Source organism: Winogradskyella psychrotolerans RS-3 (assembly GCF_000427335.1).
Lineage (GTDB): Bacteria > Bacteroidota > Bacteroidia > Flavobacteriales > Flavobacteriaceae > Winogradskyella > Winogradskyella psychrotolerans.
This window is the reverse complement of record NZ_ATMR01000094.1, coordinates 121,359-134,825: the sequence shown is the minus strand read 5'-3', so window position 1 is coordinate 134,825 and position 13,467 is coordinate 121,359. Positions and strand designations below refer to the sequence as shown.

The 13,467-nt window shown below is 31.8% G+C and carries 15 protein-coding genes; 5 read left to right on the top strand and 10 right to left on the bottom strand.

From position 1 onward, the window contains the following. Position 1: 1 nt before the first annotated feature. Together ADIWIN_RS08435 and ADIWIN_RS08430 are read right to left on the bottom strand one after the other, a co-directional pair. On the bottom strand, positions 2-343 hold the full coding sequence (locus ADIWIN_RS08435; RefSeq protein ID WP_152487236.1) for a hypothetical protein: 342 nt from the start codon (positions 341-343) through the stop codon (positions 2-4). Positions 344-421: 78 nt separating this feature from the next. After that, positions 422-1,231, bottom strand: coding sequence for a DUF4412 domain-containing protein (locus ADIWIN_RS08430; protein WP_020898252.1), 810 nt, complete (start codon positions 1,229-1,231; stop codon positions 422-424). A 74-nt stretch (positions 1,232-1,305) separates the two neighbouring features. Between ADIWIN_RS08430 and ADIWIN_RS08425 the strand changes: the two genes are divergently transcribed. Then, positions 1,306-1,857 (top strand): RNA polymerase sigma factor, encoded by a 552-nt coding sequence (locus ADIWIN_RS08425; RefSeq protein WP_020898251.1) that lies wholly within the window; start codon positions 1,306-1,308, stop codon positions 1,855-1,857. Next, on the top strand, positions 1,857-2,585 hold the full coding sequence (locus ADIWIN_RS08420) for a tetratricopeptide repeat protein (protein WP_020898250.1): 729 nt from the start codon (positions 1,857-1,859) through the stop codon (positions 2,583-2,585). The genes ADIWIN_RS08425 and ADIWIN_RS08420 overlap by 1 nt, the downstream gene beginning before the upstream one ends. On the opposite strand, the gene ADIWIN_RS08415 is transcribed toward ADIWIN_RS08420, so the two are convergent. The 6 genes from ADIWIN_RS08415 to ADIWIN_RS08390 form a co-directional block, all read right to left on the bottom strand. Continuing rightward, positions 2,562-5,621: a CHAT domain-containing protein gene (locus ADIWIN_RS08415; protein WP_020898249.1), complete on the bottom strand. Its 3,060-nt coding sequence runs from the start codon at positions 5,619-5,621 to the stop codon at positions 2,562-2,564. The two genes, ADIWIN_RS08420 and ADIWIN_RS08415, sit on opposite strands and share 24 nt — an antisense overlap. A gap of 102 nt (positions 5,622-5,723) precedes the next feature. Continuing rightward, positions 5,724-6,335: a DUF4230 domain-containing protein gene (locus tag ADIWIN_RS08410; protein WP_020898248.1), complete on the bottom strand. Its 612-nt coding sequence runs from the start codon at positions 6,333-6,335 to the stop codon at positions 5,724-5,726. Between the two features lie 47 nt (positions 6,336-6,382). After that, the gene (locus ADIWIN_RS08405) at positions 6,383-7,132 is read right to left on the bottom strand and encodes a cyclase family protein (protein WP_020898247.1); all 750 of its coding nucleotides are present in this window, start codon (positions 7,130-7,132) and stop codon (positions 6,383-6,385) included. A 2-nt stretch (positions 7,133-7,134) separates the two neighbouring features. Continuing rightward, entirely contained in the window at positions 7,135-8,262 is a 1,128-nt protein-coding gene (gene hemW, locus ADIWIN_RS08400; protein ID WP_040756762.1) for a radical SAM family heme chaperone HemW, read from the bottom strand. 105 nt (positions 8,263-8,367) lie between these two features. Further along, on the bottom strand, positions 8,368-8,907 hold the full coding sequence (ruvC, locus tag ADIWIN_RS08395) for a crossover junction endodeoxyribonuclease RuvC (protein ID WP_040756744.1): 540 nt from the start codon (positions 8,905-8,907) through the stop codon (positions 8,368-8,370). Between the two features lie 18 nt (positions 8,908-8,925). Then, positions 8,926-9,564, bottom strand: a complete 639-nt coding sequence (locus ADIWIN_RS08390) for a hypothetical protein (protein ID WP_020898244.1) — start codon at positions 9,562-9,564, stop codon at positions 8,926-8,928. On the opposite strand from ADIWIN_RS08390, the gene ADIWIN_RS21290 reads away from it, so the two are divergent. The 3 genes from ADIWIN_RS21290 to ADIWIN_RS08380 are packed head-to-tail and all read left to right on the top strand — an operon-like array spanning position 9,544 to position 11,700. Continuing rightward, positions 9,544-10,227, top strand: a complete 684-nt coding sequence (locus ADIWIN_RS21290; RefSeq protein ID WP_235047065.1) for a hypothetical protein — start codon at positions 9,544-9,546, stop codon at positions 10,225-10,227. The genes ADIWIN_RS08390 and ADIWIN_RS21290 overlap by 21 nt on opposite strands. Positions 10,228-10,246: 19 nt before the next feature. Further along, positions 10,247-10,558 (top strand): hypothetical protein, encoded by a 312-nt coding sequence (locus ADIWIN_RS21285; protein ID WP_235047063.1) that lies wholly within the window; start codon positions 10,247-10,249, stop codon positions 10,556-10,558. Then, on the top strand, positions 10,558-11,700 hold the full coding sequence (locus ADIWIN_RS08380; RefSeq protein ID WP_040756743.1) for a glycosyltransferase family 2 protein: 1,143 nt from the start codon (positions 10,558-10,560) through the stop codon (positions 11,698-11,700). Before ADIWIN_RS21285 ends, ADIWIN_RS08380 begins: the two co-directional genes overlap by 1 nt. Before the next feature lie 41 nt (positions 11,701-11,741). Here the strand turns inward: ADIWIN_RS08380 and ADIWIN_RS08375 are convergent, their stop codons facing one another. Then, entirely contained in the window at positions 11,742-12,218 is a 477-nt protein-coding gene (locus tag ADIWIN_RS08375; protein WP_020898240.1) for a hypothetical protein, read from the bottom strand. A 114-nt stretch (positions 12,219-12,332) separates the two neighbouring features. Beyond that, positions 12,333-13,463 carry a tetratricopeptide repeat protein gene (locus tag ADIWIN_RS08370; protein WP_020898239.1) on the bottom strand — a complete coding sequence of 377 codons (1,131 nt, stop codon included), beginning with the start codon at positions 13,461-13,463 and terminating at the stop codon, positions 12,333-12,335. Between the last annotated feature and the right edge of the window lie 4 nt (positions 13,464-13,467).

The following is a 13,467-nucleotide window of genomic DNA, read 5'->3' as shown; positions in this document are numbered from 1 at the left end:
CTTAGTTGCAGACAACGGCATTAACCTCGTCTCTATATTCCTCTACATCTTCTAAAAACCTTTGTCTATTAGCATTGGGAACACAATCCATAACATCTTCTAAAGCATCGATATAATTCAATCCAGCAGTTTTATAACTTTGACAATTGGCTACGGACGGATCTGTAGCATAAGCGTTAAATGCTGCGGAATAGGCATTGGCTTGAGCTAAATATAGTTCTGACCAATTATTACAGCCTGAGCTTAAATCATCAGAATCATCCGAGCTACTGCAGCCCATTAGAGAAATTGATAAACTGATAAATAAAATGATTGAGCATGTAACGGATTTTTGAGTTTTCATTTGATTTGATTTTTGGTTAGTGTTTTGTTTTGAGAAATCCCCCTAAAACGATTGTTATGGGTTTTATTCTAAATGGTATTACATAAATTTATACGCTGACTTAGAAATCATTTTTTGGACTTCTTCTAGACCTATACATTCCATTTTTGCATTCATTTTTTTATTCTTGAGGTCTTTCATATCCATAGAAATCATTAGTGTTTTCTCGTTAGGATCAAAATAATCTTTAAGCTGTGCAGGTACTTTGGTGGTTTTGTTTTTGAAGATATCATCAAAACTTACTTCAGTTTCTTTAGTAAAATACATGACCATTTCATAATCGGCATTAGTAGCTTTAACCCCTTTACAGTTATAACCATTAATGGTTTTTTCTGGTAATACTTCAAATTTGTAGCCTTCAGAGTCGTTATTTGCTTCTTCGATATTTAGCTCTGGCATTTGGTTTACCATGCCTATATTATTGCCTTTAGATTCCATAAACATTACGGTGAGCTTGTTTCCATTATCCATAACCGTAAACATACTTTCCATAACTGCAGAAGTGAACCCAAAATAAGAAGCTCCTGGTTTTAAATAATAATCAAAAACTATCTCGCCTTCTTTAGTGGTCATTTTTAAAGAATATTTCCAAGTAAAGTCATAAGAATCGGCAACTAAAGACGCATCTGCTTTTTCTTTGCTACCGCCAAAAGGATTAATATCAAAAGCCTTATCCATAGACTTTGTGGCTTTTTCAGACGCTTTATTAGCCGCTTTTTCAATCACCGCATTTTCTACTTTTTGTTCGACTCTTTTCTGAAGTTTTTTAAAAAATTGAGCTTGAGATGTTGCTATAGAAAACACGCAAAAAAGAATAGATACAATGGCATAACTATTTTTACTTTTCATTTTGATTTGATTTAGAATGATTTACCTTTAGTGAAGGAAAAATTACAGATGTTAACACGGTTATAAAAAATAGTATGGAAAATCATTTTGTAGAAGCCCTCAAACATAATGATGAGCAGATCATAAAAGAACTTTACGATAACTACAGAAATTCTTTCTTAGGTTTTTCAAAAAAATATAATATTGCTAAAGCTGATAGTTTAGACATCTATCAAGAGGCATTTTTAGCCATGAGAAAACATGCAATTTCGGGAAAGCTACTCGAGGTAAACAGCAGTTTTAAAACATATCTATTCGGTATAGGAAAACATCTTATCTACAAAAAACTCAAAGAATATGCTTCTAAGCGATCTTATGAACAAGTCTTACATAAAGTAGAGTCTGACTATGAAGAAATTGTTATAGAATCACCAGACAAGCTTACCAAAGAGCAAGAGTTACTTCGGCATTATTTTAAACAATTAGGAAATAGTTGCCAGCAAATGTTAACATTAAGCTTTTACAGAGGACTAACTAATGAAGAAATAGCAACTTTAGAAGGTTATGAAAATGAAGCCGTTGTGCGAAGTCAAAAATCGCGCTGCCTAAAAACATTGAAAAACCTAATAAAAAATCCCCCTAAATAATGATTAACGAAACACTAATAGAAAAGTATTTTTCTAAGAGTTTGACGCCCAATGAAACTCTAGAATTTAATACACGTTATGAAAATGATAGCAACTTTAAACAGGAAGTCGATTTTCTCGAAAACATAAAATTAGTTTCTGAAACAGAAGATGATGCACAATTTAAAAAGCAATTAGCAGCACAGGAAGCTGAATATCCTGACCCCGAAAAAAGTGTAACGTTTAAATGGCTAAAACCTCTAATTGCAGCGGCAGGACTTATATTGATAATACTAAGTATTAATCTTTTTATGAATTCCAACCTTGATGAAGAAAAGTTATTTTCAACCTATTTTGAACCTTCAGAAAATGTAACCTCCCCAATTGTACGCTCCGCAGATAACGAAACTAATTTAAATAATGCCTTTATTGCTTATGGTGAAGCGGATTACAAGCAAGCCATTTTATTATTTCAAACGGCTTATAAAGATTCAAAAAACTCAGAGTTATTATTCTATGAAGCAAATTCGCTATTAGCCTTAGAAGATTATCAAAATGCAATTACAACATTTGAAGACCATTTGAAGCATTCAGACCGATTAACAAATCGCTCGCATTGGTATTTGGCTTTAGCTTATATAAAAACAACCCAAATAGAAAAGGCAAAAAAAGAGTTGAAAACCTTATTAAATTCAGGTGAAACATTTAAGAAACCTGAAGCAAATTCACTTCTTAAAAAACTGGAATAGTTGTTTTCGAAACAGAATTACAATAATAAAAGGAATAATTAAAAGAAAGAACCAATAGTTGTGCGTCTCTACAAGAGCATCAGTATTACCAGTAATTACAAAACCAGACCAGTAATAGGGATGTTTAAGTAACTCATCATCTGTGTTTTCTAAATAGTCTAATTTGGCGTTTTTAAGCGCTTCATCTTTGAATTCTCCGCACTTTAAATGGCTATAAAAATAGGTCATTATTGTAGCTGTAGCTTCGTCATCCACCTTCCACAAACTCATTACGGTACTTGGGATTCCTGCATAATTAAAAGCTCTAGATAAACTAATGACTCCTTCCCCATTTTCATAAAAACCACTACCAGTATCGCAGGCACTTAATACGACCATGTTTGCCCTTAGGGTTTCGTTATACAACTCAGAAATAAAAAGTTGATTATCATCTACCCCATAAAAACTAAGTGATGAAAATTCGGGATGCACCTCATCTATTTTAGAATGCATAGCCAGATGTAATACATTGAAGTCATTGGCATTGTTTTCAAAATCTGATTTTGAAGCGTTTAAATAGGCGACTCCATCAAAAATGTTAAGAATTGAATTTATTTCACGTGATACTTTAGGCAACTTTGACGTTGTATTTGACGCAGAAAATGCTCCGATTTTTACATCACTGAAAGTCGATGTTATCTTTTTCTGTTCCTGATAAAGAAGCAATGATGACGCATAACTTACCAATGGCATTTTTTGATTTAAAATAAGCGCTTCAAATGGTAAATAATGAATAGCCCCATCTGGAATAATAATTAAGTTTATATAATCTTGATAGTCTATTTGATGAAGTAATAAACTTGAAACGTTACGTAGATTTTCATGGTAATTAGGTGTTCTTTGTTTTAAGACATTTAAACCTTCTTTTAAAGCATTTAAAACAGTTGACTTATCTACAATTGGTAAGATTTCAATGTTAGTATTTGTTATTAAAAAAGCATAAAGATGAGCATCCGTAAATATATATTTTAATACTCCTTCTCTATCTTTTAAATCCGCTTGTAAACTTGTAATATCAAACTTTTGAACATTAAATTGATAATACGTTTGATTTTGCTGTTTTATTGAATCTTGTAGTTTGATTAAATCATTCTTTAGTTCGTAAATCTTATCCTGCCAAAGCGATTTTTTGTCTTCTGAATCGTCTTTAATATCAATTAAAGCTTTTTGGTAAAAATTGAGTTGCGCTTTAACATGGTCTTCTCTGCTAATAAAATTTTCTGGAATTTTTAATTGCTGCCGTTGGTTGTTAAACACAAATTTAGACCATGTTAATTTTGAACCATTATTTTCAATAGTATTCAAAATTTTGGATAACAAACTTATGTCATTAGGTTGTTCTAAAGCGACTTTTAGTAAGCCCTCATTTATAGCATTATAATTTGTAAATAAACTCTCATTATAGCGTTGGCCTAAATATAATTGATTGTAAATTTCAGAAGCCATGATATACCGATGCGTTGCTTTTTCTAGATCTGCTTTTATATTTTCTTTTTTATAAAGCTCAAAATAAAAATCACCCATGGCTAAAAAACCGGCAATAGTTTCAAATGAAATTAAGGGCTTTAAATGTTCTACTGTTAAATCATTAATGTCTTTATTAGAGTTATTCAACAGCATAAAAGCATCATCAAAATAACGTTTAGAAGCTGCTTTCTGATGTAATGCTAGCGCTGTTTTAGCCCTTAGAATCGCTAACTTAAATTGGCTAGACGTCTCTTCATTATCTTTAATCTCTTCTAAGTCATTTAACAAAACAGACGCATTATTAAATTGTCTTCGCTCTAATAATAGTTCTGCTTTATATAATTTATAACCGAATGATTTGGTATAATAAACAGTCTTATAGTTTTCATTAATAGCTATCGCTTTATCTAATAACTGTAATGCTTCTTCTGGATTTTTATGAGTAATAAGTGAGGATTTAAATTTTAATGTAGAGCTTAAAGTATTCACTTCAAATCTTGATAATTTTTTACTAGAATCTATGGTTTTTAAAATTGTGTCTGTATAAAAAACGGTATTAATAGTATCCTTCTTTCGAGAATAATGCAACATTAAATCGTACCAATTAGATAATTTGTCTTCATAAATTTCCTCCTTATTTCTTAATAGAAGATTCGCTTTAGTGGTTTTGGCAATTAGTCTTAATTTATCTTTTTTTAAAATATATTCTTCAGCTTTATCAAAATCTCCATAGTAAGAATACCAATAAAACAAATTACCATAACACCTGTAAAGGAAATGCTGATTACCGTTTTCATCAAGCGTTTCCCAAATCGTTTTTGCTTTTAAAAGGGACTCTAATTCCTTTCTCTTCAATCCCAAGTAACGGTACTCAACAGCAATATTATTGTACGCTTGAGCCACATCAGTGTTATTCTCTCCAATAACACTTTTATATAAATCGAGTGAGGTTTGGTAATTTTCTACGGCTTTAGAATAATCACCGAGTTTACTATGAATAAAACCTATATCATAAATTAAATCTACAAAGGATTTATCTTTATTAGAAAGTGTGTCTTTTAAAACATCATAACCCAATTGGGCTTGCTCTAAAGCATGTTTCCAATTCCCTAAATAAGCGGTTTGATGATATATTCGGTTTTGAATTTGATACTGAAATATCTTATCTGGATATTTCTCTTTACTATATAAATCTCTTGCTCTTATAGCCGATTGTAAAGCACTATCTAAATACTGTTCACGAACCTTTTTAGTAATAGTCTTATCTACATTATGGTAATCATAGCTTTTAAATTCCATACTCGCAGAATTGGTATGAAAAAATTTAACCTTTAGATAAGTTTGATAATCTGCAGAAGCATTATTTTGAGTTTGTATCGCTTGCTTTCTAATCGCTATCGCTTGCTCATACTCGCCCTTTAGATGCAAAGAATCTGCAAGAATCGTTAAGGCATCTTTTTGATAACTATTTTGTGAATAGCCCAAAGAAAAGGACAGCACAAACAGATAGATAAAAATGCAGCGTTTCATTCTCTTGGTTAATTTGCTTTAAATTTAAACAATTAACCCATTGAAATCATGCCTTTTACCTTATAAATGTCGACCAAATATTAAACGTAGAATATTATAGAATTATTTCAACAATTTCTTATCGTCTCCTCCTTCAATCTTCAACGCTGAATAGTCTAATGTCCAACCTATCGTTTCTACTAGATTTTCAATAAGATGAATGGCTTCTAAAGCTTCTTGTTTCGCAATAGTATATAAACCACTTTCTGGAACTTTATCCATAATATGCGCCTTTGCTTTGGTATGCAAATCTGTTAGATCCGCAGCCTCAAACCGATTAAACATACCGTCTTTTTTGTCGTAATAATTGATATCACTTTCAATAGAAAGCACTTCAGGTTGGGGAAAATGAGATAATACTACGGTTTTTGTTTTAGCATTTGAACTCATTTCAATTTTACTTAAATCAAATCCCACATGTGCTTTTGCTTTAATTACAACTAAGGCCTTTTTTCGACTAGAGATTAGTTTTAGAAACTTCGCTTTTACATCCTCATAATGATAAATTTCAGCAAAATCTCCTTCTACCGTTACAAACTTACAAACACGTTTTATTTTGTCTAGCAGCAATATAGATTGCTCATTAGTCACCTTTTTGGTTTTCCATTGTTCGTAAACAGTCACTAAAACTAAAGTAACAAGAATACTAATGATAATTATAAAAAATGTTTCCATATGGATCTAAATATGTGACACTTACCTAAGCTTATAGTCACTTGTAATTACTCTATTATTTTATATAAAATAGGTTTACTTGGGCTTGCATCATTTTCAAAAGGTGCAATTTGAAGGTTAAGCATATATTTACCGTCTTTAATTTTATTAGACACATAGATAAACTCTGTTATTGTAGCATCTAAACGTAATTTTCCGCTTGTATTCCAAAACGCATTATGTGCTAAAAGTTCACCTCCATCTTGCTCTTTGTCTACACTTGGCAAATCGATAAGTAAATGTTTAATGTCTTTACTTTTTAGATAATCTGCAGCATCTTCTAATAAATACGTTGGATTGGTATTTGAGTATTGTCTAGAAAATTTCTCTCGCGTATTTGGCATCGTTCTAATCACAAGAGCATCGCGTTTTTTATTTCCTAAGGCAAATTGTAATTGTTTTCTAGAAATCACATAATCATCACCTAGCTTTTCTGGCGCCACAGTGACCACCTCAGCCAAAAAGAAAAATTGTTTTAAATACTGATTTATAGAATACATTTCTTCTGTGATATGACCAACGGTCTCCGTATGCGTACCATGCGAATGCGGGTTAAAACTTATCGTATTAAAATTTACAACCGCTCCATTAGCAACGCTAATTATTTCACCATCTATAACTTCAGGAGTTATTTTTGGAGGATCTAAATACCAGGCATTAACATTAGTTGATTTTCCGGTAATAGGAATTGAAAGATCTAAAGGTAGAGATAAATCTATTTTTAATTTTTTCGATTTGTATTGTATTGTTGCTATCAAATTTAATTAAGTTTAAAAAGTTCTGAAGCAATACCATCACATAAAAATTGTCCCTTCGTTGTGACACGTAAATGCTTATCATCAATATACAATAATTGTTGATTTATAAAAATTTCTGATTGTTCAATTAAGTAATCTTTAAAATCCATACCAAAATCAGTTTCAACCCTATCTAATGCTACTCCCCAAACAGTTCGTAAACCAGTCATTACATACTCGTTGTATTGATCTGTATGTGTTAAGGTTTCAATTTCTATCGGTAATTCGTTTTGCTCAATGGACTTTATATATTTTGCATTATTACTCACATTCCAACCGCGTTGTTTTCCATTAAATGAATGTGCTGAAGGTCCAATTCCCAAATAGGATTTTCCTTGCCAATAGGCTGAATTGTTTTTACTAAAATAACCGTCTTTTCCAAAATTAGACAATTCATAATGTACAAATCCTGAAGCCTCCAATTTGTCTTTCAACATATGAAATTGATCATGTGCTTGCTCATCATCTACATTATCAATAATACCTTTTTTAATGAAAGATGCTAAAGCTGTTTTAGGCTCAACGGTTAAAGCATAACTCGAAATATGAGGCACTCCAAAACTTAAAGCCATTTCTATATTCTCTAACCACTGTGCGTTTGAAGCTCCCGGAATTCCGTAAATTAAATCTAAAGAAATATTATCGAAATGCTTCGTTGCTTCTTCTAAACACGATTTTGCTTCATTAGCATTGTGTGCACGATTCATCAGTTTTAAATCACTTTCAAAAAACGATTGAATACCGATAGATAGCCTATTGATTGGACTTTTAGAGAGCTCTATGATGCGTTCTTGAGATAAATCATCTGGATTGGCTTCAAGCGTAATTTCTGGGTGGTCTGAAACGTTATAAGTTTTATAAACCGCATCAATTAAAAACTCTAATTCTTTATTAGTTAATAAACTAGGTGTTCCGCCTCCAAAATAAATAGTTTCAACTATTGTATTTATGAATTCATCTTTTCTGAGTTCCAATTCTTTAGCTAAGGCAGGAATGAGATCATCCTTTTTCTTCATGGATGTTGAAAAATGAAAGTCGCAATAATGACACGCTTGCTTGCAAAATGGTATGTGGATGTAGATACCGCTCATTTTAGTTTTTTGTTTGGAAGGATTATTACATCTCATTAGTCTAACATAAAACAGAAAACAGTTTTCATAATAAGTGGATTCCTGCCTTCGCAGGAATGACAATGGTTATTTCTTTACTCTATCTTCATTCTGCTTCACAAAAGCACCCCAACCAGAATAACTCTTCCCAACCTCAATTCTACCTTCATTATAAAAATGACAAACAGCTGCTGCTAAACCATCCATAGAATCTAAGTTCTTAGGGATCGTTTTAAGACCTAACATGCTTTGTAACATTTTAGCGACTTGCTCTTTACTGGCATTTCCATTTCCGGTAATTGCCATTTTAATCTTTTTGGGAGCGTATTCTGTAATCGGAACTTCGCGAGACAAACCTGCTGCCATAGCCACACCTTGTGCGCGTCCTAATTTGAGCATACTTTGTACATTTTTACCAAAGAAAGGAGCTTCAATTGCAATTTCATCTGGATGATAGGTATCGATAAGCTCTATGGTACGTTCAAAAATGAGTTTGAGCTTAAGATAATGATCATCGTACTTTTTTAACATAAGTTCATTAAGTTGCAGAAATTCCATTTTCTTACCAATCACCTTTATGAGTCCAAAACCCATAATTGTAGTACCAGGATCAATACCTAAAATAATTTTTCTTTACTCATGCTTTTAATTACAGTATCGGCAACCATCTAACGCGACTGCCAAGCCAAAGGTAAGGTTAAAAACACTACCATTAAAAGCACCTAAACCATTTAAAACAGGATTATAATCCTCTAAAGATGTTAAACCATAGATATAAGAGACATCTGTATACACTGAGACTTTTTCATTAATAGCATAGTGTACTTCTAAACCGGCTAAAAGGTTTACAAAAGTCTGTTTATTATCTCCCAATGTTCCTAATGGTTTTACAAAAGACACACCTGGACCTGCATGTGCAACCGTACGTAATCTCATTGGTAAAAACGTTAGATATTCCGTAGGATCATACACAAATTGCGCATTAATTCTTGTATAATTTATTTTAAATTCTGGTGTGTCATCAGCATTTTTAAAGCGATTAAAACCAAAATCTAATTTTACCCCGTATTGCGGTGTTAGCTTATGTTGAATCCCTAAATTAATTGTCGGAAAATTCACAGGCTTCGCATAAGAACTTTTTACAAATCCATCTGTTGTTGGATAATTAAAACCAACAGCAAAAAGGGCTTTCCACTTCGCAGTGTCTTTCAATTGCGCCTGACTATTAAACGTTATAAAAACGATAATAAAAACGAAAAGGTATTGTTTAAAATAGTATTGCATCTGTTAGTTTTTGATTTTATTTGTAGTATGCGTTACAATGTACCCTACAAAATTAAACAATTCTTATTTGTGCTTATTAAGTTGAGTATTGTTGTTAGTGCATTTTGTTTTATGTATTCCAAAATTGTTCAAAACGAAAATTTAGAATTCAACAAATTTGTCGCTTTTTTAAATGAAAATGACGTTTTTTCAGTAAAAAATAGCCTTATTCTAATCCTTTTAAGCAGTTTTAATTGGTTTTTTGAAATTCTTAAATGGCAACATCTAGTAACAATTATAAAGCCTATTTCCTTTAAATCAGCATTAGAACAAAGTTTAGGAGGCTTAACAGCATCATTAATAACACCAAATCGTATTGGTGATTATGGTGCAAAAGCGATTTACTACGCTAAACCATTTAGAACAAAAATTGTATTACTCAACCTCTTGGGTAATATGGCACAGATGACCATAACGATGCTTTTGGGTGCTATCGGTTTACTACTTTTTATAAACCGTTATCCAATTGCTATTAATTTTTATAAAATAGCAGGTATCGGAGTCCTAATTATAGCGCTTGGATTGTTAGTGTTCTTTAGCATAACCCAAAACGTTTTAAATAAAAGGGTTTGCCTTCGCTTCTATTATTCATTTTATAAAATCAATTCCAATAAAAGCGCATAGTTTAAATCTGTTATTCTCTTTGATTAGATATCTTATATTTTCATTTCAATTTTACTATCTGCTAACTGTATTTGGTATAGAGATTACGTATTACGATGCTATGTTGATTATAACGAGTATGTATGTATTGGCTTCAATTTTACCTACTATTTCAATTTTTGATGTGGTAGTAAAAGGCAGCATCGCTATATTTTTGTTTAGTTACCTAGATGTAAATGAGTTTATTGTTTTATCTACGACAACCTTAATGTGGCTGCTCAATTTTGTAATTCCGAGTATCTTTGGAAGTTATTTTGTGCTTAATTTTAAACTTCCAAAACCGGTAGAATAATGCTAACATTTTTATTCATTTTTATCATAATTATGTATCTATTTATTATAGGTTGGCTAAGCTATGGTTTTGATAAGGTTGATGATTTTAAACTACAAGATTTACCTCCTAAAACGAAATTCTCTGTTATTGTTCCGTTTAGAAATGAAGCTAAAAACCTTCCCGAATTATTAGATTCTATTTCAAAATTGAATTATCCGAAGTCTATGTTTGAAATCATTTTAGTTGATGATGATTCTGAAGATGGTTCAGCTTCCATAATTGATAGGCTAATTAAAGATAAGTCTGTAGACTTTGGTCAACTTGATATTCTAGTTATTAAAAATGAAAGAGCATCAAACTCGCCAAAAAAAGATGCGATTACATCTGCGATTAAAGTTTCAAAATTTAATTGGATTGTGACTACAGATGCGGATTGCATCCTTCCAAAATTTTGGCTCGATACTTTTGATGAATCTATTCAATTAAAAAGCTCAAATTGTATCGTTGCTCCTGTGACGTATCATGGAAAACAATCATTTTTAAATCGCTTTCAAACCTTAGATTTTTTAAGCTTACAAGGCGCAACTATCGGTAGCTTTGGTATTGAGAAACCCTTGATGTGTAATGGTGCTAATTTTGCCTATCGTAAATCTCTATTTGTTTCGGTTAACGGTTTTGAAGGCAACGATACTATCGCCAGTGGAGATGATGTGTTTCTTCTTGAAAAATTCATAAAACAAGATGCCAAAAAAGTCCATTACTTAAAATCTAATAACGCGATTGTAACCACAAATCCAGCAAAGAATAGTAAAAATTTAATTCAACAACGTTTGCGTTGGGCTTCTAAAACACGCCATAATACCTATTGGTTTACTAAAGTCGTTGGATTAGTCGTTTTATTAGGGAATTTGGTCTGTTTAGGATTAATCCCAGCCCTTTACTTCAATGTTACAACCTTGAACGTAGCGATTGCTTTATTTATAATTAAATGGAGTATTGACTTCTTATTACTATTTAAAACAACTCGTTTTTTCAAACAGGAAATACTTTTATTTTCTTACGTGTTTTCAAGTCTTTTATATCCGATTTTTAACGTCTCTATCGCCTTATTATCTTTCTTTAAATCATATGAATGGAAAGGTAGACGGTTTGCTAAATAATAGCTTGGATTACTTTTAGTTAACCTATGACTACCTCGATTTTAATTAATTCTAACAATCACTGGCAACTCAAAAGCTGTAGTAACTTGTTGGTTTCTTTTAATAGCTGGATATATTTTAGGAATACCTTTTAAACTCTGACGTAGCAGACTATCAATCTTAGGGATTTCTTGAACAGTTTCGGGATGCATATTTATAGATTCTACTTCTAAAAACCCCATGCGATCAATTTTTATTTTGAGTATAATTGTATCATTAACATCATTAGAAACTACTAAGTTTTGCGATTCTAAATAGTGATTAACGTTACCAATTAAGGTGTTTTGAAAACAGATTTTTCGCTCTTCTTTTTCCGATAAAGTTTCGCAATTGGTAAATGTTGGATAGGTATCCACTTCATTCCAATTAAAAGTTTGCAGCTCCTCCTCAAGAAGCTCTTCAGGATAAACTTTCTTCTTTTCAAAATAATCGCAAGAGGTTACGATAAGCAAGATTAAAAGACAAACAATTCGATTCATTACTAGCATTCTAATAGCGAAAAGTACGATATTTTATTCAAAATGAGGCTAGACAGCTTCGCTTTTAGACAATAAAAATGACAATGGTGTTGGTTGTATTTCGTATTGGAAATTTCAGTCTCCTTCTAAAAACTTTTCCTCCTTTAATTCTTTGAGTCGGCCTTCAGCATAGCCCAAAAATGGACTTTTTGTATTCTTTTCAATAAATTGCTCGTACAGCTTAATTTTACTGTCAACATCGGCATAATATTCATCTTTTGTTCTCAGTAAGAAAAACTCAGACATCATATTAGTAGGATCTTCTTTTAACGATTTTTGAAAGGCTTTAATCGCTTGGTCATATTTTTTCTGGCGATTAAAAATAGTACCTAAACGTTGGTACTCATCTGAAAGTGGAAGATCTTTCAATAATAAAGCCTTTGTGATATATTCTTCAGCCATTTCAAAATCACTTAAACTCTGGTAATACGCACCAATCACAAAAATAGCATTCGCATCATTTGGGCTATATTTTAAGGCTTGTTTCCTGTGAAAAATAGCATCTTTATAATCTGAATTTTGCGCATAACTCAGACTTAATTTCTCGTGAATAAACTCCGATTTCTCACCTAAATCTAACAATTTATTAAACCAAACAACGGCATGTGTATAATAGTCTTGATGGTAATAGGTTTGCGCTTTTAAACTGATAAGCTCTACATTATTTTCATAACTTTCTAAACCGCGATCTATATAACCATGTGCCTCAATAAAATTACGTTTTATTAAATGATGTTTCGAAATCTTAAAAATGGCCTTTTGGTGCGTTTCATCAAGTATAAATGTTTTCTCAAATTGTTGTAATGCGGTAGTGTCCTTTTGCTTTTCTAAAACCACACCTAGTTCATAATAGTAATTAGGGTTTAAGCTATCGGATGCAATTAAGTTTAAAAATCGCTGATTGGCATCTTTATAATGTTTAGTTCTTGCTAATAATTTTGCATATTCATACTGTAACAGAAGGTCATCTGCATTGGCTCGTATTGCTTTTTCATAATTATTTAAAGCTTCACCATAATTACCTATCGCTATATACGCTTTTGCAATATCATCGTAAACCGCATCTAAATTAGGAAGTGTTTTATACGCATCAATGGCTTTGGAAAAATTACCATTCACATAGAGATGATCTGCTTCCGCTTTTATATTTTGAGCATTTAAATGGATCACAAAAACACAACACAAGAACCCTAAAATTAATTTCATAAGT

Bases quoted from the DNA above. Each gene is read 5' to 3' on its own strand.
- ADIWIN_RS08435 (WP_152487236.1), bottom strand. From the start codon at position 343: ATGAAAACTCAAAAATCCGTTACATGCTCAATCATTTTATTTATCAGT.
- ADIWIN_RS08430 (WP_020898252.1), bottom strand. From the start codon at position 1,231: ATGAAAAGTAAAAATAGTTATGCCATTGTATCTATTCTTTTTTGCGTG.
- ADIWIN_RS08425 (WP_020898251.1), top strand. From the start codon at position 1,306: ATGGAAAATCATTTTGTAGAAGCCCTCAAACATAATGATGAGCAGATC.
- ADIWIN_RS08420 (WP_020898250.1), top strand. From the start codon at position 1,857: ATGATTAACGAAACACTAATAGAAAAGTATTTTTCTAAGAGTTTGACG.
- ADIWIN_RS08415 (WP_020898249.1), bottom strand. From the start codon at position 5,621: ATGAAACGCTGCATTTTTATCTATCTGTTTGTGCTGTCCTTTTCTTTG.
- ADIWIN_RS08410 (WP_020898248.1), bottom strand. From the start codon at position 6,335: ATGGAAACATTTTTTATAATTATCATTAGTATTCTTGTTACTTTAGTT.
- hemW (WP_040756762.1), bottom strand. From the start codon at position 8,262: ATGAGCGGTATCTACATCCACATACCATTTTGCAAGCAAGCGTGTCAT.
- ADIWIN_RS08390 (WP_020898244.1), bottom strand. From the start codon at position 9,564: ATGCAATACTATTTTAAACAATACCTTTTCGTTTTTATTATCGTTTTT.
- ADIWIN_RS08380 (WP_040756743.1), top strand. From the start codon at position 10,558: ATGCTAACATTTTTATTCATTTTTATCATAATTATGTATCTATTTATT.
- ADIWIN_RS08375 (WP_020898240.1), bottom strand. From the start codon at position 12,218: ATGAATCGAATTGTTTGTCTTTTAATCTTGCTTATCGTAACCTCTTGC.
- ADIWIN_RS08370 (WP_020898239.1), bottom strand. From the start codon at position 13,463: ATGAAATTAATTTTAGGGTTCTTGTGTTGTGTTTTTGTGATCCATTTA.